Annotated in this window: 15 protein-coding genes; 7 read left to right on the top strand and 8 right to left on the bottom strand. The window is 67.7% G+C overall.

From position 1 onward, the window contains the following. Nucleotides 1-61 precede the first annotated feature (61 nt). The 3 genes from OG203_RS11755 (at nt 62) to OG203_RS11745 (ending at nt 1,667) form a co-directional block, all read left to right on the top strand. On the top strand, nt 62-652 hold the full coding sequence (locus OG203_RS11755) for a TetR family transcriptional regulator C-terminal domain-containing protein (protein WP_405165693.1): 591 nt from the start codon (nt 62-64) through the stop codon (nt 650-652). 80 nt (nt 653-732) lie between these two features. Beyond that, nucleotides 733-1,467: an SDR family NAD(P)-dependent oxidoreductase gene (locus tag OG203_RS11750; RefSeq protein WP_405165692.1), complete on the top strand. Its 735-nt coding sequence runs from the start codon at nt 733-735 to the stop codon at nt 1,465-1,467. Further along, entirely contained in the window at nt 1,467-1,667 is a 201-nt protein-coding gene (locus OG203_RS11745; protein WP_405165691.1) for a 4-oxalocrotonate tautomerase family protein, read from the top strand. Before OG203_RS11750 ends, OG203_RS11745 begins: the two co-directional genes overlap by 1 nt. A gap of 58 nt (nt 1,668-1,725) precedes the next feature. On the opposite strand, the gene speD is transcribed toward OG203_RS11745, so the two are convergent. From speD to OG203_RS11725, 4 genes are all read right to left on the bottom strand, one after another. Then, nucleotides 1,726-2,928: an adenosylmethionine decarboxylase gene (speD, locus tag OG203_RS11740; RefSeq protein ID WP_405165690.1), complete on the bottom strand. Its 1,203-nt coding sequence runs from the start codon at nt 2,926-2,928 to the stop codon at nt 1,726-1,728. Between the two features lie 8 nt (nt 2,929-2,936). Continuing rightward, nucleotides 2,937-4,037: a type III PLP-dependent enzyme gene (locus OG203_RS11735; protein WP_405165689.1), complete on the bottom strand. Its 1,101-nt coding sequence runs from the start codon at nt 4,035-4,037 to the stop codon at nt 2,937-2,939. A gap of 171 nt (nt 4,038-4,208) precedes the next feature. Further along, nucleotides 4,209-6,707 carry a DEAD/DEAH box helicase gene (locus OG203_RS11730; protein ID WP_405165688.1) on the bottom strand — a complete coding sequence of 833 codons (2,499 nt, stop codon included), beginning with the start codon at nt 6,705-6,707 and terminating at the stop codon, nt 4,209-4,211. 35 nt (nt 6,708-6,742) lie between these two features. After that, a complete protein-coding gene (locus tag OG203_RS11725; protein WP_405165687.1) occupies nt 6,743-7,705 on the bottom strand; it encodes a PAC2 family protein in 963 nt (320 codons plus the stop codon). Between the two features lie 246 nt (nt 7,706-7,951). On the opposite strand from OG203_RS11725, the gene OG203_RS11720 reads away from it, so the two are divergent. Both OG203_RS11720 and OG203_RS11715 read left to right on the top strand, forming a co-directional pair. Then, a complete protein-coding gene (locus OG203_RS11720) occupies nt 7,952-8,656 on the top strand; it encodes a DUF5642 family protein (RefSeq protein WP_405165686.1) in 705 nt (234 codons plus the stop codon). A gap of 153 nt (nt 8,657-8,809) precedes the next feature. Then, the gene (locus OG203_RS11715) at nt 8,810-10,909 is read left to right on the top strand and encodes a DUF4192 domain-containing protein (protein ID WP_405165685.1); all 2,100 of its coding nucleotides are present in this window, start codon (nt 8,810-8,812) and stop codon (nt 10,907-10,909) included. Nucleotides 10,910-11,168: 259 nt separating this feature from the next. On the opposite strand, the gene galE is transcribed toward OG203_RS11715, so the two are convergent. Beyond that, on the bottom strand, nt 11,169-12,149 hold the full coding sequence (gene galE, locus OG203_RS11710; protein ID WP_405165684.1) for a UDP-glucose 4-epimerase GalE: 981 nt from the start codon (nt 12,147-12,149) through the stop codon (nt 11,169-11,171). Nucleotides 12,150-12,152: 3 nt separating this feature from the next. Beyond that, the gene (locus OG203_RS11705) at nt 12,153-12,839 is read right to left on the bottom strand and encodes an iron dependent repressor, metal binding and dimerization domain protein (RefSeq protein WP_405165683.1); all 687 of its coding nucleotides are present in this window, start codon (nt 12,837-12,839) and stop codon (nt 12,153-12,155) included. 198 nt (nt 12,840-13,037) lie between these two features. On the opposite strand from OG203_RS11705, the gene OG203_RS11700 reads away from it, so the two are divergent. Further along, the gene (locus OG203_RS11700; protein ID WP_405165682.1) at nt 13,038-14,306 is read left to right on the top strand and encodes an acetoin utilization protein AcuC; all 1,269 of its coding nucleotides are present in this window, start codon (nt 13,038-13,040) and stop codon (nt 14,304-14,306) included. Next, nucleotides 14,299-16,977: a GNAT family N-acetyltransferase gene (locus OG203_RS11695; protein ID WP_405165681.1), complete on the top strand. Its 2,679-nt coding sequence runs from the start codon at nt 14,299-14,301 to the stop codon at nt 16,975-16,977. The genes OG203_RS11700 and OG203_RS11695 overlap by 8 nt, the downstream gene beginning before the upstream one ends. Nucleotides 16,978-17,983: 1,006 nt before the next feature. Here OG203_RS11695 and OG203_RS11690 read toward each other — a convergent pair. Beyond that, nucleotides 17,984-18,952: a sigma-70 family RNA polymerase sigma factor gene (locus tag OG203_RS11690; protein ID WP_357378948.1), complete on the bottom strand. Its 969-nt coding sequence runs from the start codon at nt 18,950-18,952 to the stop codon at nt 17,984-17,986. A gap of 194 nt (nt 18,953-19,146) precedes the next feature. Next, complete coding sequence (locus OG203_RS11685; RefSeq protein ID WP_405165680.1) at nt 19,147-20,664, bottom strand: methyltransferase; 1,518 nt, start codon at nt 20,662-20,664, stop codon at nt 19,147-19,149. Between the last annotated feature and the right edge of the window lie 185 nt (nt 20,665-20,849).

Below are 20,849 nucleotides of genomic sequence, written 5' to 3'. Positions count from 1 at the left end.
CTCTGAGGGGCGACGATCGGTCGAGTTGGAGTTTGTAGACGACCGGTCGTATATTGAGGGCATGGCGCGACCGCGACGGAGTGGGGACACTCGGCAGCTTCTGGTGGAGGAGGGGGCTGCTGGGTTTTTGGCGAATGGGTATCACGGGACCGGGATCAAGCAGGTCCTGGACAAGGTGGGGGTGCCTAAGGGGTCGTTCTATAACTACTTCGATAGCAAGGAGAGTTTTGGGCGGGCGGTGATCGAGCATCATTCGCTGTGTGTGCAGCGGAATTTGAGTGAGGCGTTCGGGGCGGCGGCGGATCCGGTGAGTGGGTTGCGGGCGTTCTTCGGGCGGTTGATGGATGAGTTCGTCGAGGCGGAGTTCACCGGCGGGTGCTTGATCGCGAATCTAGGTGGGGAGCTGGAAGGTAGTGAGCTGCTTCGGGAGTCGTTGTCGAGTGCGTGGGGGGCTTGGCGTGATCGGGTCGCCGAGCAACTGCGGGAAGCGCAGGGGTTGGGGATGATTCGCGCTGATATCGACGCGACCGACCTGGCTGATCTGCTGTTGGAATCGTGGGAGGGGGCGGTGATCAGGATGAAGATCGACCGGACGTTGGCGCCGCTGAACAAGTGTTTGGACCGTCTGCTGGGGGACTACTTCCGGCCCTGACCTAGGGCTTTCTAATTGGGTCGTCTTGCATGCCCATTCCAAGACGACCGGTCGTATCAATGCTGAGAAGGAGAGAACATATGACGAAGACGGTGATCGTGACGGGATCCTCCAGCGGGATCGGGCGCGATATCGCCCGCGCCTTCGTGGCGCGCGGAGACAACGTGGTGCTCAACGGCCGCGACTCCGGCAAGCTCGCCGACGTGGCCACGGAACTCGGCGCGCCCGAGCGAGTCGCCACCTTCGCGGGTGATATCGGCTCTCCCACAACGGGTTCGGAGCTGGTGCGGGTGGCGGTCGAGCGGTTCGGTGGTGTCGATGTGCTGGTGAACAACGCCGGCATCTTCGGAGCCAAGCCGTTCGTGGACGTCACCGAGGAGGATCTCGACGGCTACTTGAACGGCAACCTGAAGGGCACCTACTTCACCACCCAAGCCGTGGTGCGGCAGCTGAAGCAGCAGGGGAGCGGCGGCAGCATCGTGAACATCGGCACGGTGCTGATCAACCATGCACTGGCGGGGCTGCCTGCCTCTGCGGCCCTGGTCAGCAAGGGGGGCGTGCACGCGCTGACCACGAGCCTCGCTGCGGAACTCGCGGCCGACGGGATCAGGGTCAATGCGGTGGCGCCCGGCATCATCCGGACTCCACTGTTCGGTGACGGTGACGAAACCGCTTCCGGCCGACTGGCTTTGCTGAACCGGATCGGCGAGGTGTCCGAAACCACTGCCGCGGTGCTGTATCTCGCGGACGCGGAGTTCACCACCGGCCACATCTTCCCCGTCGACGGCGGATTCATCGCGGGGCGGGCGGCCTGATGCCCTACGTCAACATCAAGGTCACCGACGAGGGCGTCACGCGAGAACAGAAGGCGCGGTTGATCAAAGGCGTCACCGACCTACTCCAAGGCGTCCTCGGCAAGGACCCGGCAACCACGTACGTCGTCATCGACGAGGTCGACCTCGCCAACTGGGGCGTCGGTGGCCTGAACGTCGAGGACTACCGCAACCGCTCTTAGGTCGAACGACACGGGCTCCCAAGCGAAATCACTGGGGAGCCCGTGCCGTTCGAGTGGCTTATACGCGCAGGGCGTACGGTTCGATCGCGCCGCGCACGAGCGCTCGTGCGTCGACGGTTTCCGGGCGGTAGGGCAGGGTGACCAAACGGTCGGTCATGTCCTGTACCGGGTCGGCGAGCTGTTCGTTGAGCCCGAACAGGAACGTCCATTCGTGCTCGTCGCTGCCGTACTGCACCACGGTGCCGAACTGCTCATGGAAGCGGTTCCAGGAGCGCTTCAGCGTTTCGTTGCGCCACATGGTCGCGCAGCCGGCCTGCGCGCTCAGCACGCCGCCGGGGGCGAGCAGGGCCCGACATCGGGACAGGAATTCCGACTCGTAGAGGCGGTTGTGCTGCGCGTCCTCGACCCGCTCGTCGGGCAGGTCGATCACGATGACGTCGTAGCGGGTGCCCGCCTCGGCGGCCTTGGCCAGGAAGTCCCAGCCGTCGGCGTAGTGCACCTTGACCGGGCCTTCGCCCTTGACGGCGGCGGCCAGCTCGTCGCTGGTGTAGCCGTAGGGCAGGTGCTCGGCGCACAACTCGACCTCGAGCTGGTCGATGTCGACGTGGTCGACCAGCGTCGCGCCGGCGGCGACCGACATCTGGCTGGCCACGCCCTCACCGGAACCGATGATGAGCACCTTGTCCAGCTTCTCGGCCAGCGCGAAGGCGGGGACCATCATCGCCTCGTGGTAGGTCACCTGGGAGAACTCCGTGGATTGGCGATCGTCGTCGGAGAACAGGCTGATGCCCTGCTCGGTGCGCGCGATCACCATGTGCTGGAACGGAGTATTGGTGTCAACGATGACCTCGTGCAGGTCCCAGATGCGGGTCAGGCCCGCGCCCACTGGCTCCTCGATCCGCTGCGAGCCATGCCCGCGGCGGATGACCTGCATTCGAACATCCTTGGGAGACAACTTATCTCGCAGGAGTTCGACGGCTTTCGACGCGCCTGCGCCGATACTGCCGCAGGTGAAGACGTCGACAAAGATGTCGCCGGACTCCGGATAAGTGTGAATCGAGGCGTGAGACTCCGACAACAGCGCGAGGACAGTCACCCCCTGCGGATCGAACTTCTTGTGTACGACATCGCAGATGGTGACGCCCGCCGCTATCAAAGACTCACGCAACGCCGATTCGAGTCGTTCGAGGTCATCGCAAAGGGTCGCGTCGACACCACCGAACTCGGCCAGCACGTGCCAGCCGGTGAAATCCGCCGTCATGGGCAAACTCACTCTCGCTCAGCGCCCGAGACATGAACGGTCAAGGGCGGAAAACCATTGAAGGACACCGACGAATAGCTCGCGGTATAGGCGCCGGTGTCGAGGATCTGGATGCGATCACCGGCTCGCAACGTGGTCGGTAGGAGGACACGCGTGCGTTGATACAGTACATCGTCTCCGTCGCAGGTCGGACCGGCCACCACTGCCTCATCGACAGGGTCACCGTCCCGATCCGTGACGAATCGATAGGCGATGTACTCGTTCTCAGTCTCGGCCATTCCGTTGTAGCGGCCGATGTCGAGATACACCCAGCGCCGGGCGTCCGGCGCGATGCGCACGCCGACAACTTCGGCGTGGATGATGCCCGCGGAACCGACCAGCGCGCGGCCGGGTTCGACCACCAATCCGGCGGTTTCGGGCAGGAATTCGGCCGCGGCGGCGTTGACCACCGCCGCGATCTCGGCGAGGGCCGGCGCGGGGTCGGCGTACGCGATCGGCAGGCCGCCACCGATATTCACGGATTGGACGTGAATGTCCTTGTCGGCCAATGCTTCCGCGATGCGACCCGCCTGCTCGACGCCGATCCGCCAGGCATCGGGATCGAGCTGCTGCGACCCGACGTGGAAGTACGGCCCCGCCACGATCAACCCGAGATCTCGAGCCCGCACCAGCAGCCGGAACGCCTCACCCGGCGTGCAGCCGAACTTGGTGCCGAACGGGGTGCGCGACTCGGGAGCCGAAGCGAGGAAACGGCATTCGACCTCCGAACCCGGCGCGTGCTCCACGATGCGCAGCAGATCGTCCTCGGTGTCGAAGGCGAACCGGCGCACACCGAGCGCGTACGCGCGGGCGATGTCGGCGGCTTTCTTGATCGGGTTGCCGTAGCAGAGCGTGTCGGGTTCGACACCGAGCGCGAGGCACAGCTCGATCTCGCCGATGCTGGCGACATCGAACTCGGCGCCTTCCTCGTCGAGTGCTCGGATGATCTCCGGCACCGGACTTGCCTTGACCGCGAAGCGAATCCTTGCCGCGGGCATGGCGGCATGGAGCGCGTGGAAGTTCGCACGCGCCCGCTCGGGATAGATGACAAGAAACGGTGATTCGGGCATAGTTGATCTTTCGCTTGGCAGCAGCGGAGAGAGTAGCAGCGGCCCCTACCCAGAAACGAATCCGTCAAACCACGTGTCCGTGGCACCTCAGCGAAGCACCCGTTAACGGGCGTGGGATAGCCGCTGACCTGTATGGATTCTGTAGTGATTCGGGTGGGCCCGGCGGTGCGGTCAGCCTGCGGACACCGTGATTTCGTCGAAGACGACCTCACCGGCGGCATCGGACTCGGCCAGATCCACTACGCCGACGATCGACCAGCCATGGTCGCCCGCCGGGTCGTCGAGGACCTGACGCACCTGCCAGAAACCGGGTCTTCGTTCGATCTGGAACAGTTGCGGTCCGCGCGCGTCCTGGCCGATGCCGATGCGCTCGTATTCGTCGAAATACGGGGCCAGTTCGGTTTCCCAGTCCGGCCCGGTACCCATATCGGCCAGCACATCCCAGCGTCGCAGCGAGGCCAGCTCGACCCGGCGGAACATGGTGTTGCGGATCATCACCCGGAACGCGCGCTCGTTGGCGGAGATGGGGCGCACCGTCTCGGCGCCGAAGGCCAGCTGGTCGGCGTCGATCTCCGCGCCGGGGTTGGTGAGCTGCTCCCATTCGTCGAGCAGGCTCGAGTCGACCTGGCGGACCAGCTCGCCGAGCCACTCGGTGATGTCGTCGAGTTCCTCGGTGCGCGCGGCGTCGGGCACGGTGCGGCGCAGCGCGCGGTAGGCGTCGGCGAGATAGCGCAGCACCACGCCCTCGGAGCGGGCCAGCTCGTAGAACGAGATCAGCTCGGCGAAGGTCATCGACCGGTCGATCATGTCGCGCACCACCGACTTGGGCGACGGCGCGAATTCCGACACCCACGGGTGCCCGGCACGGTAGGTCTCGAAGGCGGGCTCGATCAGCTCGGCCAGGGGTTTGGGCCAGGTGACCTCTTCGAGCAGTTCCATCCGCTCGTCGTACTCGATGCCGTCGGCCTTCATCTCGTTGATCGCCACACCGCGCGCCTTGTGCTGCTGAGCCATCAGCAGCTGGCGCGGATCCTCCAGGGTCGATTCGATGAGGGACACCACATCGAGGGTATAGCCAGGCGCGTCTTTGTCGAGTAGGTCGAAGGCGGCCAGTGCGAACGGCGACAGCGGCTGGTCGAGGGCGAAGTCGCGTTGCAGGTCGACAGTGAGGCGGGCGCGGCGGCCCTGCGCGTCGGGTTCGTCGAGCTGCTGGACCACTCCGGCGTCGCGCAGCGCGCGGTAGAGGCGGATGGCGCGCAGGATGTGTTTGCGCTGGGCCGGGCGTGGCTCGTGGTTGTCCTCGAGCAGATGGCGCATGGCGTCGAAACAGTTGCCTGGACGCGCGATCACGTTGAGCAGCATGGCGTTCGTCACGCTGAAGCGCGACACCATCGGCTCCGGCTGGGCGGCGACGAGCCGGTCGAAGGTTTCCTCGCTCCACGACACGAAACCCTCGGGTGGCTTGCGGCGCACCACCTTTCGCTGCTTCTTCGGGTCGTCGCCCGCCTTGGCAAGCAGGCGCGTGTTCTCCACTTCGTGCTCGGGTGCTTGGACGACGATGGTGCCCATGGTGTCGTAGCCCGCGCGTCCCGCGCGGCCCGAGATCTGGTGGAACTCACGGGCTTTCAGCCTGCGGGTGCGCACGCCGTCGTACTTGGTCAGGCCGGTGAGCAGCACGGTGCGGATGGGGACGTTGATGCCGACGCCGAGGGTGTCGGTGCCGCAGACCACCTTCAGCAGGCCCTCTTGAGCGAGGCGTTCGACCAGGCGGCGGTACTTCGGCAGCATGCCTGCGTGGTGCACGCCGATGCCGTGCCGGATCAGCCGGGACAGCGTTTTGCCGAATCCCGAGGCGAAGCGGAATTCGCCCAATGCCGTGGCTATCGCGTCCTTTTCGGCGCGAGTGGCGAAGTTCACGCTGGTCAGCGCCTGGGCGCGTTCGAGGGCCGCGGCCTGGGTGAAGTGCACCACATAGACCGGTGCCTGGTGGGTAGTGACGAGTTCTTCCAGGGTTTCGGTAATGGGGGTGCGCGCGTAGGAGAAGGTCAGCGGCACCGGGCGTTCGGTGCCAGCGACGATCGCCGAGGGGCGGCCGGTGCGGCGCCGCATGTCCTCGGCGAAGAAGTCGACCTCACCGAGGGTGGCGGACATGAGCAGGAACTGGGCGCTGGGCAGTTCCAGCAGCGGTACCTGCCAGGCCCAGCCGCGGTCGGGGTCGGAGTAGAAGTGGAATTCGTCCATCACGACCTGGCCGACGTCGGCGGCCGAGCCCTCGCGCAAGGCCAGGTTGGCGAGGATTTCGGCGGTGGCGCAGATGATCGGGGCGTCCGCGTTGACGGCGGCGTCGCCGGTCACCATGCCGACGCGGTCGGCGCCGAACACCTCGCACAGGGCGAAGAACTTCTCGCTGACCAACGCTTTGATGGGCGCGGTGTAGTAGGTGCGTTTGCCCTGGGCGAGTGCGATGAGGTGGGCGCCGACCGCGACGAGGGACTTACCGGAACCGGTTGGCGTGGCGAGGATGACGTTGGATCCGGACGCCAATTCCAGCAGCGCCTCGTCCTGCGCCGGATACAGCGGGGTGCCTTGCTCGGCCGCCCACGCCCCGAAGGACTCGTAGAGGGCGTCGGCGTCGGTTCCCGGTATCTCCAGCAGTTCGGTCAGATCCACTCCGAACACCCTACGGGCTGGCGCCCGCAGGGTTGTTACCGCTGCTCGCCCGTCTCGCCCGGCTCTTGGCCGGTCTCGCCCTCGTAGCCGCCCTGCTCGGCAAGGAAGCGTTCGAATTCGGCGCCGAGCTCGTCGCCGCTCGGTAGTTCGCCGTCACCGACGAGCAGGCTCGACTGGCGTTCCTGGGCGCTGACGAAGCTGTCGTACTGGCGTTCCAACGCGTGCACGACGGTCTCCACCTCGGAGTTTCCGGCGATGTGCTCGTTGACCTGTTCGCGCACCCGCGCGGCCGCCTCGCCGAGCGCGGCGAGAGGGATCTCCAGGCCCGCGTTGTCGGCGACGTTCTCCAGCAGGGTCTGCGCGGCCTCGGGGTACGCGGTCTGTGCCAGGTAGTGCGGCACGTGCACCGAGAAGCCGACCGACTCCTGACCGTGTTGGGCCATCCGGTATTCCAGCAGCGACGACGCGCTGCCCGGCACCTGGAGTTCGCCGGGCCAGCGCTGATGCTCGGCGATGAGGTCGCGGTCGGAGGAATGCGCCGTCACGCCCAACGGGCGGGTGTGCGGGATCGCCATCGGGATGGCGCTGAGGCCGATGCTGCGGCGCACGCCGAGCTGTTCGGCGAGCAGGCGCACCGCGGTGGTGAACTTCTCCCAGCGCAGGTCCGGTTCGATGCCGGCGAGCAGCAGGAACGGGGTGCCCGCCGTGTCGCGTAGCGCCCAGAGGTTGAGCTCGGGCTCGGCGTACTCGGAGAAGTGATCGGTCTTGAACGTCATGAGTGGGCGGCGCGAGCGATAGTCCAGCAGCTCGTCGACATCGAACGAGGCGACCAGTTCGCTTTCCAGGCTCTCGCGCAGGTGCGTCGTGGCCAGCCGCACCGCATGCCCGGCATCGGTGAAGCCCTCCAGTCCGTGCACCAGGACCGGACCCGCGCCGTCGTCGGACGACAGCTGTGGAGCGGGAAACTCCAGTTCGTACATTCGCGACTCGTGGTCCATCGCGTGCTCCTTCCTGCGCGGTTCCCCCGACACGGGTGTTGCTTTGTCATCGACACCGAAGTCGTTCGAGACGAGCAGCGTCCGAGATGGGAACCAATGTCCATTGTCCCCCATGCCAGTGACAGCCACCGCGCACGGCCGGACACCGACCCATACGACGAGCCAACAGCGTCGGCACCCCGCGCATTCCCGGTACGGCGGCGTGGCATCGCGGGCGGGCACCGGGAGTTTGGCACAGTGGGGTGGGTGACTGTGGCGGATTCGGCGCGCAAAGGGGTGCTCTTCGCCATGCCCGCGGCGTGTGCGGTGCTGCTCGCCGGGTGCGTGTCGACCGTGGGCGGGCATCCGGTCGCGGGAGAGCAGACGGCGGTGACGCGGCACATCGAGGGTGCGTTGTCGGCGTTGCTTGTGGAGCCCTCGCAGTTTCCGGCTCAGTATCCGGCGGTGGTCTTGCCGCCCGAAGCGGCGTCTCAGGCGGCCGGGGACTTGACCGGGGTCGGGCGGGGCGCACGAGTGCAGCCACAGAGCTGTGTGCCGCCGCCGCAGCAGTTCGGGGCGGACAAGACGGCGATCGCGGTCGGTACCGATGACGCGACGCGGGGGACCATCACGGTGGAATTGACGCGCACCGAACAGCCGCTCGCGGCGCTGCGCGGCCAGCTGAAGCAGTGTGGGTCGGTGCGGGTGAGCCGGGGCGCTGTGCTGACGACGGTGACGACCGAGCTCGATCCGGCGCCGCCGATCGACGCGGACGATACGTTGGCGTTGCGGCGGACCGTGACGCCGGACGTGGGTGGGGCGGGGTTGACGCAAACGATGCGGACGTTGGCCGGGCAGGTGGGCGATGTGCGAATCACTGTGACATATATGTCTTTTTCCGATGCCGAGCCGGATATGACGGCGGTGGACGGGCTGTTCACGACGGCCGTGCAGCGGGTCGAGAAGGGGTAGGGCCGGGCACCGTAACAGGTCGCACCGACAACCGAGCGTCAGCGAGGGCCTGCCGCGGCCAGTTTGTCCACAGGGCAGGAGAATTCCCCAGGGCGGCTGAATCGCCAGGTCAGCGTGGAAGGCGCGGCGGTAGCGGCGGGCAGTCTCGACGCCATGACCACTCCCGCGAACCCTCACTCCACCGGTCGTGTTGACGCACAGGCCGATTCCGATCCTGCTGGCGACGACCACGTCGCACAGGACGAACTGTTCTGTTCTCGACCGTCAGTGCTCAGCGGTAAATCCCCTTCCCGCGCGCCGGTGAGCCTCGCCGCGGCCATGCGATCGTGTGAGTTCCTCCGGAACGGTGATCGCGCGCGGATCGACGGCACAGCGGGGCTGGAAGACGCTGTGCGGTCAGAAGATCGGACGCTGCCGGGCGATATGGACAGGTCTGCCGACGCAGTGCGGCTGGACGGCATTGGGCAACTTGGCGATACGGTGCAATCGGACGGCGCGGCGCGGCCCAACTATCCTGCGCGGCAGGACGGCACGGCGCGATCAGACGCCGCGACGCGGCTGGACGGCACGGCGCGGCTGGGTGACACGGCGCGGTCAGACGCCGCGGCGCGGCTGGACGGCTCGGCGCGGCTGGGTGACACGGCGCGGCCAGATGACGCGACGCGGCTGGACGGCACGGTTTCGCTGGGTGATGCGACGCCGCTGGACGACGCGACGCCGCTGGGTGACATAGCGCGGTCAGACGCCGCAGCGCGGCTGGGTGATAAGGCGCAGTCGGCCAGTGCCTGGCGGCCCAACCCCACCGCGCGGCTGGAAGGCACGGCTCCGCTGGGTGATGCGCCGGGGCTGGACGACGCAGCGCCGCTGGACGATACGACGCAGCCGACGGACACAGCGTTGTCCGAAGACATGGTCCGGGCGGGCGACGCGGTGCGCCTCGATGACACCGTTTGGCGCTGCGACATAATCGCAAATGCTGACTCCGACCAGTCCGGCGCGGCTGCGTTCAGTGACGACGGCGAGCGAGTCGGCGATTCGGCGAGTGCCGGTTTCAACGACGTGGCCGGTGAGTTCAGTGTCGCCGACCACGGGCGTGTAGTTGTCTGCGCGGATCAGGCGCCGCCGTTCGATGCGGATGCGCCTGATTGTGCTGTGTGCGTGGATGAACCGGGGGAGGTGATCGCGGCGGTGCCCGCGATGATCGGGTTCCCGCCGGAGCGGTCGCTGGTTGTGTTGGTGTTGCGGTCCGCGCCCGGGCGGGGCGACGGGGCGATCATCGATGCGGTGGTGCGGTTCGATCTTGATCAGGACGGTGGACGGCGCAAGCTGCGGGCCGGGATGGTGGCGCAGTGCGTGCTGCAGATCTGCGCGCATGACGACGTGGCCGAGGTGCTCGTTGTCGTGGTCGACGAGCGGGCCGTTGAACCGGCTCGGCGCGGCTCGGAGGTCGGGGAACGGTGCGGCACCGGGCGTTTCGAGGTGCTGATCGACTCGCTGGGACGACGGCTCGCCGTGCACGATATCGCGCTGGCCGGGGCGTGGGCGACGCGTGCGATCGAGCCACAGGGGAACTGGTGGAGTTTGTTCGGCCCGGATCGGCGTGGCGTGCTGCCGGATCCGGCCACCTCGGTGGTGGCGCTGTCGCATGTGCTCGACGGCAGGCAGATTCGCGGCTCCCGCGCGGAGCTGACGGCGCTGGTCGCGGTGGACGCCGAGGTGCGGGATCAGGTGGCGGCAGTACTGGACAGCGCGGTGTCGGTCGCCCGTGATCGTTATGCGCGGGCGGTGCGGCGCGGTGATCCGAGCGACTACAGCAGGCAGGCACTCGACTATGTGCTGTGGCAGATCTCGAACACCGAATCCGGTGTACAGCTCATGGTTCCCGAGCTCGCGGAACTCGCTGCCGCACTGCGTGACCGGGCCGTGCGCGACACCATGTTCGCCCTCGCCGTCGGCGATCACGCCGTCGCCGCCGAAGGACTGTGGGCCGCCCTCACTCGCGCCTTGACCGGCCGCGATCGAGCCGAGGCCGCGGCGCTGCTCGGCTATAGCGCCTACGTCCGCGGCGACGGACCGCTCGCTGGCATCGCACTCGAAGCGGCCTTGGATTCCGACCCAGACCATCCGCTGGCGACGCTGCTGGAGACGTCGTTGATGATCGGCATGCGCCCCGAACAACTGCGCCGCCTGGCCCGCAGCGGCTACGACACCGCCGCGGACCTCGGCATAGACCTGGGCTCTCCCACACCGTGAAGTGGGTTGCAGTGCCGCCCTCCCACGGTCACCGTGCCGTGGACATAGGGTGTCGTATTGGGTGGCCTGGTGCGGCGGGCGGAAGGTTCACCGCAATCGTGTTGCGCACCAGCAAGGTCGGGCAGGCGCGCCAAAGCTACCTCTGCTGGCCGGGCCTGCCCGCGGTCCAGCGAGGGCAGGCCCGGTCGGCAACCAATCCTGTGGGCGGGGCGGCACGGCGGATGGGAGGCGTGTCGCCCCGGTCAGCAGACGTGGAACCTCAGCGGGCGCTGTGGGCGCGCTGGCCTAGGGACTGGAGGAAATCCCAGGCGTCGGAGACGATTTCGTCTAGGTCGTTGTGTTCCGGGTGCCAGCCGAGGTCGGCGATGGCGCGTTCGCTGGAGGCGATGAGGGTGGCCGGGTCGCCGGGGCGGCGGGGGGCGTCCTGGGCGGCGATGGGGAGGCCGGTGACGCGTTCGCAGGCCGAGATCACTTGCCGGACCGAGAATCCGGTGCCGCTGCCGAGGTTGTAGACGCGGTGCGTGCCCGGCTCGGAGGTGGCCAGGGCCAGCAGGTGGGCCTGGGCGAGGTCGCGGATGTGGATGTAGTCGCGGACCGCGGTGCCGTCCGGAGTCGGCCAGTCGGTGCCGAACACCGAGATCGCCTTGCGGTGTCCGAGCGCGACCTGCAGCACGAGCGGGATGAGATGTGTTTCCACCACCCGGTTTTCGCCGAGGCCGCCGTAGGCCCCCGCGACGTTGAAGTAGCGCAGGCTGGTCGCCGCCAGCCCGTGCGCGATCGAGTAGGAGGTGATGGCGTGATCGATGGCGAGTTTCGAGGCACCGTACGGGTTGGTCGGCCGGGTCGGCGCGTCCTCGGTGATCGGCACCTGTTCCGGTTCGCCGTAGACGGCGGCGGTGGAGGAGAACACCAGTCGTGGCGTGCCCGCGTTGCGCATCGCCTCGAGCAGTTCGAAGGTCTTCACCACGTTGCCGTGCCAGTACTTCTCCGGCTGCTGCACCGACTCGCCGACCAGCGACTGCGCCGCGAAATGCAGGACACCGTCGAAGGATTCGGCCGCCAACAGCGCGGTCGCGGCCTGCGCGATGTCGCCCTCGACGAAGCGGGCGGCGGACGGGACGCCGTCCGCGTTGCCGGTGGACAGGTCGTCGACGACGACTACCTCATGCCCTTCTTCGAGCAGTACTTGAGCGCACACACCGCCGACGTACCCGGCACCACCTGTGACCAGAAGTTTCACGCGTCAGACCAGCTTCACCTGGACGGCGTGGGCCATTTCGTCGGACAGCTCGAAGCCGCCGTGGCCCGGCACGGTGATGACTACCGCGCCCGGCTTGTTCTCGACCGTCACGCGCGCGTCGGGCACCACGCCCGCTTCCCGCAGTTGACCGATGACATCGGGGTCGGTCTGGATGTGCTCGGCCAGCCTGCGCACGACGACGGCGTGCACCTGGCCGTGTGGCAGATCCGACAGCCGGACCAGGGTCTCCTCGGCGGAGGCCAATGGCACGATGCCCAACTCGTCCAGGCCGGGGATCGGGTTGCCGTAGGGGGAGGTGGTCGGGTGGTTGAGCACCTCGACCAAACGCCGCTCGACGTCCTCGCTCATCACGTGTTCCCAGCGGCAGGCCTCGGCGTGCACGTTCTCCCAGTCGAGCCCGATGATGTCGACGAGCAGTCGTTCGGCGAGGCGGTGCTTGCGCATCACCGCGACCGCCATGCCGCGGCCCTTCTCGGTCAGCTCGAGATGCCGGTCTCCGGCGACCAGCAGCAGACCGTCGCGCTCCATCCGCGCGACAGTTTGGCTCACCGTCGGTCCACTCTGCTCGAGGCGCTCGGCGATGCGAGCGCGCAGGGGCACCACGCCCTCCTCCTCGAGGTCGTAGATGGTACGGAGATACATCTCCGTGGTGTCGACCAGATCTTTCACCTGTTACCCCTTCGTCGGCACGAATTCTACCTACGCACACCGACACGGCCGTGCGCCGGACGGTGTCGCGCCGCGCAGCACGCGGCAATGCGGGATTCCTGTCGGCGCACGGCTTGCCGCCGCGATCGCACTTATCTGTATTTCTACTGCATAGCAACGTTCGACAGGGTCCTTACCTTCCCGCGTAGCGTTGCGACCATGGCCACTGCACCGCGCAGCGAACACCCGGCGCCACCCGGCGAACAGCGCACCCGGGGAACCGTCGTCTGGACCGACCGGTTTCTCGACTACGCCTGGACCCCGGAGCATCCGATGAAACCGGCGCGCCTGAAGTTCACCATGGCGCTGGCCGAAAGTCTCGGATTACTCGACGGTGTCGAGCTATTGGCGCCCGCCGCAGCGGATCGAGCCGATCTGCTGCGCATCCACACCGCGGACTACATCGACGCGGTCGAGCACGCCAAGACACCGGCCGGATCGCCGCAGGCGCCGCCGTACGGCCTGGGGTCGCCGGACAATCCGGTGTTTCCCGGTATGCATCAGGCGGCCTCGGTGATCGTCGGCGGCACGCTGGCCGCGGCACGGGAGATCGCCGAGGGCAGGACACGGCGGGCGGTGAGCATCGGCGGTGGCATGCATCACGCGATGCCGGACTCCGCGTCCGGGTTCTGTATCTACAACGATGCGGCCGTGGCCATCTCCTGGCTGTTGGACAACGGCTTCGACCGCATCGCCTATCTCGACGTCGACGTACACCACGGTGACGGGGTGCAGCGCGCGTTCTATGCCGACCCGAGGGTGCTCACCGTCTCGCTGCACCAGCATCCGGCGACGCTCTGGCCGAACACCGGCTGGCCGGAAGAGACAGGTATGGGCGCCGCCGAGGGCACCGCGATCAATCTGCCCATGCTGCCCGGCACCCGAGACGCGCAGTGGCTGCGCGGTTTTCACGCGGTGGTGCCCGGCGCGGTCGCGGCGTTCCGGCCGCAGATCGTGGTCAGCCAGTGCGGGGTGGATACCCATCGCGAGGATCCGCTGGCGGATTTGGCGCTCACGGTGGACGGCCAGCGTGCCGCCTTCCGCGCCATGCGCGACCTGGCCGATGAGCATGCGGAGGGCCGCTGGCTCGCGGTCGGCGGCGGCGGATACGGGCTGGTCCGGGTGGTGCCGCGGGCCTGGACGCACCTGCTTGCCACCGCGCTAAACCGCACCATCGCGCCGGAGACCGCGATCCCGCAGGAATGGATCGATCAGGTCCGCGCGGCGGCGCCGCAGGTGGATCCGCCGCGCACCATGGGTGACGGCGGCGACATCGCCTACCGCCCGTGGGATGGCCCCGGCGGCACGGGGGAGACTGGGGACCCGCGCGTCGACCGCGCCCAACACGCCATCGACACAGCCGTGCTTGCCACCCGCCGAGCGACTTTCGGATTGCTCGGCCTGGACCCGGAGGACCCTCGTGACTGACCCCGTAGACACTCCGGACACCCCCGCGGTTCCGCCTCCGCCGCCGCAGCACTGGTTCGCCGACGTGCTCGCCTCCGACGGCGGCGTGGTTCGGCTGCGGCCGATCACGCCGGACGACGCGGACTCGCTACAGGAGTTCCACGCGGCGCTGTCCGACCGGACCAGATATCTGCGCTATTTCGGCCCGTACCCGCGGATTTCGCCGAAGGACCTGTACCGGACCACGCACGTCGACTATCACGATCGGGTCGGTCTAGTGCTGGTGCTGGGTACCGCGATCGTCGCGGTGGGTCGCTACGAGTCGCTCGACCGGGTCGGGCGGCGGTCCGCGGAGGTCGCGTTCGTGGTGGCCGACGGGCATCAGGGGCGCGGGCTCGGCTCGATCCTGTTGGAGCACTTGGCCGGTGCCGCCGCCGAGAACAAGATAGAGACCTTCGTCGCCGAGGTGCTCGCCGAGAACACCACCATGGTGACCGTCTTCCGGGACGCGGGCTATCAGGTGGAGCGCAGCAGGGACGGGTCGGTGCTGCACCTGGAATTCGCTATCGACCCGACCGAAGCGCTGCTCTCCGTGCGGGATTCACGTGAGCGGGCCTCCGAGGCGCGCAGTGTTGGCAATCTGCTCACGCCGCGGTCGGTGGCGGTAATCGGTGCGACACCGAGCGCGGGCCGAGTCGGCGGTGCGGTGTTGAACAACCTGCTGTCCGGGGTGTTCCAGGGGCCGGTGTTCCCGGTGAATCCGAACCGGCGCTCGGTGCGCGGGGTACGTGCCTACGCGACGGTGCGGGAGATCCCGGACGAGGTCGACCTCGCGGTGGTGGCGGTGCCGCCGGAGGCGATCGGCTCGGTGCTGGACGACTGTATGGCCAAGGGCGTCAAGGGACTTGTCGTGCTCACCGCGGGGTTCGACACGACCGGCGTCGGGGGCAGCGCGGCCGAACGTGAGTTGGTCGCGGCCGCACGGGGGCACGGGATGCGGGTGGTCGGGCCGAGCGCGCTCGGCGTCGCGAATACCGATCCGGCGGTGGCGCTCAACGCGACGTTGGCGTCGGTGCTGCCCGGTCGAGGACGGATCGGGTTCTTCTGTCAGTCCGGGCCGTTGGGCGCGGCCATCCTCGGGGAGGCCGCGGCGCGGAATCTGGGACTGTCGACGTTCGTGTCGGCGGGTGACCGCGCCGACGTGTCCGGCAACGACCTGCTCCAATACTGGGACACCGACCCGGACACCGACGTCGTGCTGCTCTATCTGGAGAGCTTCGGTAATCCGCGTAAGTTCTCCAGGATCGCGCGCCGGGTGGCCAGGACCAAGCCGATCGTCGCGGTGAGCAGCGGGCGCCACGCGGCCCAACCGGCGGGCGATATGGACCGCTCGATCGTGCGAGACCTGTTCGCGCAGGCGGGAATTGTGCAGGTCGACTCGATCTCGGAGTTGTTCGACTGTGCCGCGTTGCTCGGCTATCAGCCGCTGCCCGCGGGTTCCCGGTTGGCGGTTGTCGGCAACAGTGCGGCGCTGAACTGGCTGGCTGTCGATGCCGCGCAGAGCGAGGGACTCGACGTCGGCGACCCGGTGAATCTGGGACCGCAGGCGACCCCCGGTGCTTACCTCGATGCCACGGTGGCGGCGCTGCGTTCGGACGACATCGACTCGGTGCTGGTGGTTTTCGCGCCGCCGGTGCCGGTGCCGGTGCCGATGGCGGGCTTCGCCGACGCCATTCGCGCCGCCGCGGCGGCCGTCCCCGATGCGAGCAAGCCGATCCTGACCACTTTCGTTGCCGAACAAGGCATTCCGAATCTGCTGTCGGTCCGCGGCGCGGGCGCGACGGCAGTGCGCGGGTCGATTCCCTCGTATCCCGATCCGGAGCGGGCGGCGCGTGCGCTGGCCCGGGTTCGTCGGTATGCGGAGTGGCGGACCAGGCCGGTGTCGCAGGTGTTGCGCCCCAACGGGATCGAGACCGAACGCGCGAAGCGGTTGGTGGCGCAGTGGATGGCCGAGTCGGGCGGACGTCGGCTCACCGATCTGGAAACCGTCGAACTACTCGACTGCTATGGCATTTCGGTGGTGGAGTTCCGTGAGGTGCGCAACGCCGACGAGGCGGTCGCGGCGGCCGAGGAACTTGGCTACCCCGTGGCGGCGAAGGCAACCGGCGAAATGTGGCGTCGCAGACCGGATCTCACCGGTGTCCGCCTCGACCTGTGGCGCCCAGAAGCGGTGCGTCAGGGGTACGCGGATCTGGCCGAGCTGTGCGGCGATCCGGTCCTGCACATCCAGAAGATGGCGACCAAGGGTGTCGGCTGTGTCCTGCGCGTCCAGGACGACCCCTCGTTCGGCTCGGTCATCGAATTCGGCCTCTCCGGCCTGATCATCGAACTCCTCGGCGACCGCGCCTACCGAGCCCTACCGCTCACCGCCGACGAGGCAACCGCCCTCATCGACGCCCCCCGCGCCGCCCCACTCCTCTCCGGCACCCCAGCCAGCCCGCGCGTAGACAAAGCGGCCCTAGCCGAACTGGCCCAACGCATCTCAGCCCTCTTCGACGACCTACCAGAAATGCGCGAACTCGCCTTCGACCCAGTACTAGCCTCCACCAACTCCGCCGAGATCCTCTACGCCCGCGGACGAATCGGCCCCGAACCAAGCCGCTTCGACACCGGCCCACGTCGACTCGGCTGACCTGCCGGGGTTGCGCGTGCTCGCGTTCGTCACCGTGCTCGCGACCCATTAGCTGGGCGGCGATCCTGTTTGCCCGCGCACGCGGGCTGGTGTTGCCTCGGCTCCGAATCGAGCCGCTTCGACACCGGCTCGTGTCGCCTCGGGTGACCTGCCGGGGTTGCGCGTGCTCGCGTTCGTCACCGTGCTCGCGACCCATTAGCTGGGCGGCGATCCTGTTTGCCCGCGCACGCGGGCTGGTGTTGCCTCGGCTCCGAATCGAGCCGCTTCGACACCGGCCCACGTCGCCTCGGGTGACCTGCCGAGGTTGCGCGTGCTCGGGTTCGACTCGTGCTCATGACTTACCAGCTCGGCGGAATCCTGTATGCCCGTGGATGAATCGGCTGGCTCTGAATCGAGTCGCTTCGACTTCGGTCCGCGTCGATCCGGCTGGTGGTCGGCACGTTCATGATCAACGGGACATGATGGCGGGCTTACTCGCACTCTGACGCCACCATGTCCCGTCGATCATGAAAACCACCGTTCGACATCGGTATATGTGTCGAGATACGGCGAAAATCTCGACTACCTCTGATGCCGGTCCGCGTCGGTTTGGCTGAGTGGTCGTCCGGCACCCTCGGGGGTGGTCTGGATGACGGTCGGTCAGCCGTCGACAGCTCAGTCGGTGTCGACGCGCATCGCACGAGTTCGCGGCGACCGCTGTCGGCTGAGGTTCCCTGTGCTGAACGCGCGCGGTGGGGTGAAGGGAAGTCGACCACGGGGATTGTTGACGTCTCACGGAGCCGTCAGGGCCTTGCGCGGTGTGCGTGACATTCGCTGGGGCGGTCGATTTCGAAAGAATTCACGCCGACCGGTTCGCGGATCCCGGAGGGGGCGGGGATGCGCGGCACCGGTCGACGCTGGCAGGTGACCCCGAGGGTCACCAGGTCGCACGCCGGACCGGTGTGGCCCGGCGTCATGTCGCGTGCCGGAGTGATCCGGCAACGTGTTTTGGGTCAGCTGGCGTGGGTCAGCTGGCGTAGGCGCGGAGACGGTCGGCCCGCTCGCCCTTGCGCAGCTTCGCCATGACTTCGCGCTCGATCTGACGGACGCGCTCGCGGGAGAGCCCGAAGAGCTTTCCGATCTGGTCGAGGGTGCGCGGCTGGCCGTCGTCGAGGCCGAAGCGCAGGCGGATGACCTGCTGCTCACGCTCGTCGAGGGTGGCGAGGACGCTGCGGACGTCGTGGTGCAGCAGTCCGGCGATCACCGCGGACTCGGCCGAGGTGGCCTCGGAGTCTTCGATGAAGTCGCCGAGCGGGGCCTCTTCGTCGTTGCCGACCGGCATGTCCAGGCTTACCGGGTCGCGGCTGTGATCGAGCAGATCGGAAATCTTCTCGACCGGGATGCCGGACTCGTTGGCCAGTTCCGCGTCGGTGGCTTCGCGACCGAGCTGCTGGTGCAGTTCACGCTTGATCCGCGCCAGCTTGTTCACCTGTTCGACCAGGTGGACTGGCAGCCGGATGGTGCGGCTCTGATCGGCCATGCCACGGGTGATGGCCTGACGGATCCACCAGGTGGCATAGGTGGAGAACTTGAATCCCTTGGCGTAGTCGAACTTCTCCATAGCGCGAATCAGACCCAGGTTGCCTTCCTGGATGAGATCGAGCAGCGGCATGCCGCGGCCGGTGTAGCGCTTGGCGAGCGAGACAACGAGGCGGAGGTTGGCTTCCAGCAGGTGCGACCGCGCGGCTTGACCCTCGCGGACGATTTGCGCCAGATCGCGCTTGCGGGTGGCCGACAAGCGTTTGCCGGTCTCCAACAGGTTCTGGGCGTAGAGGCCCGCCTCGATACGCTTGGCCAGCTCGACCTCGTCGGCGGCCGTGAGCAGTGCGGTACGGCCGATCCCGTTCAGGTACACGCGTACCAGGTCGGCTGCGGGGCTCTGGGCGTCGAGGTCCTGATCGCTGATGCGCACACGAGTGGTGGCGGGGCTTGTCATGACTTGCCTCCTGTCGGTGGTGTCTCACTCCGAACAACGGACCCGACAGAGAGAAAGTTCCCCGTCTCGGCTCAGATAAACCGCTCTGACGTGCGGTTTTCGTCACTCTCGTCTGAGAAGTTCCTGAGAAGGTCTCAGCCGTGGAACGCGCCTGTTGTCCGGTGCCTGCACCGACCTACCCGCGATTGCCGGAATTACACGGGCCGTACCAGTCCGTGGCGGACCAATCCGGCCACCACGGACAACGCGTCGGCCGCGAACTCCGTGGTCACCTCGTCAGATCCGTGGGCAACCGCCAGCAGTTCGATCAACTCGTATAACGGGAGGCCATCCGCGCGCATTCCCGCGAGCAGGGAGATGGTTGTCTCGTCCACCTCGTGCTGCCAGCGGGGTCCGTCGCCCCGGTGCACGCGCGCCACCTGCGGTGCCCAGCCGTCCGGGCCCGGCAGCGCGACGCGTTCCAGCGCGGTCGCCGGGTCAACCACGAAACGTGAAGTCCAGGCGAGTTTTTCGTCGCCCGCGACGGCGCGCAGCCAGGCCGACCGCTCGAAATAGCGGGTGGCCTCGTCGCCGAGCGGGTCATCGAAGCCGTGGGTGAGGTCCTCGGCGAGCAGTTCGGTCGGGCCGTCGATATCGCGCAGATAGACGAAGCCGAAACCGATGCCCTCGACATCGGCCGCAGTGAACGCGTCCAGCCACTGTTCGGCGCGCGCCTGGGCGTCGGGGTCGCGCGGGTCGAGACCGGCATCGCGCAGCCAGGTGCCGACATAGAGGGCGGGGTCGGCGACATCGCGCTGCACTACCCAGGCGTCGACGCCGTGCGTGGGCAGCCACGAGGACACCCGCTGACGCCAGTCCTCGCCGTCGACATGCACCCAGGCCGCCAGCATCGCGGCGGTGCCGCCGGGGGCGAGCAGGTCCGCGGCCTGTCCGATCACCAATTCGCTGGCACCGTCGAGGGCGAGCCCGGAATCGCGGTAGGTGTGCTCGATCCTGGCCGGGCCGACGACGAACGGCGGATTCGCCACCACCTGATCGAAGCGGCGCCCCGCGACCGGTTCGAACCAGGAGCCTTCGAGCAGTTCGATATCGAGTCCGTTGAGCGCGGCGGTCGCTTCGGCGAGCCACAGTGCGCGCGAGTTCACGTCGGTTGCGGTGACGTGGTTCGCGTACGAGGCGGCGTGGACGGCTTGCACACCACAGCCGGTGCCGAGGTCGAGCACGCTGCCGACCTTGCGGGTCGGTGTGGCACGCAGCAGGGAGAGGGAGGCGTGGCCGACACCGAGCACGTGTTCCTCGGTGAGGGTGCGCCGGTACATCGAATCATCGAGGTCGGACAGGATCCAACGGGTGCCAGCTCCGGCGTCCAGCGGACGAAGGTCGAGGGCCGCACGGATCGAGTCGCCATCCCGGACGAGCAGCCCCGCCGCCACAGCGCGCTCGATATCTACCGGTACCAGCGCGGCCGCGACATCCCGCTCGGGCAGCGAATCCCCGAGCAGTAGCAGCCGAATCAGCGTGCCCAGTTCCCCCGCGTCGCGCGCGGCCCGCCGCACCGGCACCGGCTCGGACCGTCCCAGGGCCGCGTGCACGTCCTCACCGAGCACCTCTAGCAGCGTGTCGGCGTCATAACGAACACGAGCCAGCGCCGTCCGCAAATCCGGGCACAGCGCCGTAAGAGATCCGGTAGTCGTCGATCGGTTCGCAGCCACCCCGATACTCTGCCACCACCCAATACCCCCACCCCCGCCACCCTGACCACGGAATCCGCACCGACCTTAGGCCCTATTCCGAGTGCGGATCCCGAGTCCAAGTGCGACTCCCAAGAATCACCGCTAGACGCCCACCACCCGCCACCCTGACAGCAGAATCCGCACCGACTCTCTGAATCCGCACC

The organism is Nocardia sp. NBC_01499, assembly GCF_045040275.1.
Taxonomy (GTDB): domain Bacteria; phylum Actinomycetota; class Actinomycetes; order Mycobacteriales; family Mycobacteriaceae; genus Nocardia.
This window is presented reverse-complemented; position numbering and strand designations above follow the sequence as displayed.

Excerpts from the sequence above, each read along its gene's own strand:
- OG203_RS11745 (WP_405165691.1), top strand. The coding sequence starts at position 1,467 with ATGCCCTACGTCAACATCAAGGTCACCGACGAGGGCGTCACGCGAGAA.
- OG203_RS11725 (WP_405165687.1), bottom strand. The coding sequence starts at position 7,705 with ATGGACCACGAGTCGCGAATGTACGAACTGGAGTTTCCCGCTCCACAG.
- speD (WP_405165690.1), bottom strand. The coding sequence starts at position 2,928 with ATGACGGCGGATTTCACCGGCTGGCACGTGCTGGCCGAGTTCGGTGGT.
- OG203_RS11690 (WP_357378948.1), bottom strand. The coding sequence starts at position 18,952 with ATGACAAGCCCCGCCACCACTCGTGTGCGCATCAGCGATCAGGACCTC.
- OG203_RS11700 (WP_405165682.1), top strand. The coding sequence starts at position 13,038 with ATGGCCACTGCACCGCGCAGCGAACACCCGGCGCCACCCGGCGAACAG.
- OG203_RS11715 (WP_405165685.1), top strand. The coding sequence starts at position 8,810 with ATGACCACTCCCGCGAACCCTCACTCCACCGGTCGTGTTGACGCACAG.
- OG203_RS11755 (WP_405165693.1), top strand. The coding sequence starts at position 62 with ATGGCGCGACCGCGACGGAGTGGGGACACTCGGCAGCTTCTGGTGGAG.
- OG203_RS11750 (WP_405165692.1), top strand. The coding sequence starts at position 733 with ATGACGAAGACGGTGATCGTGACGGGATCCTCCAGCGGGATCGGGCGC.
- OG203_RS11735 (WP_405165689.1), bottom strand. The coding sequence starts at position 4,037 with ATGCCCGAATCACCGTTTCTTGTCATCTATCCCGAGCGGGCGCGTGCG.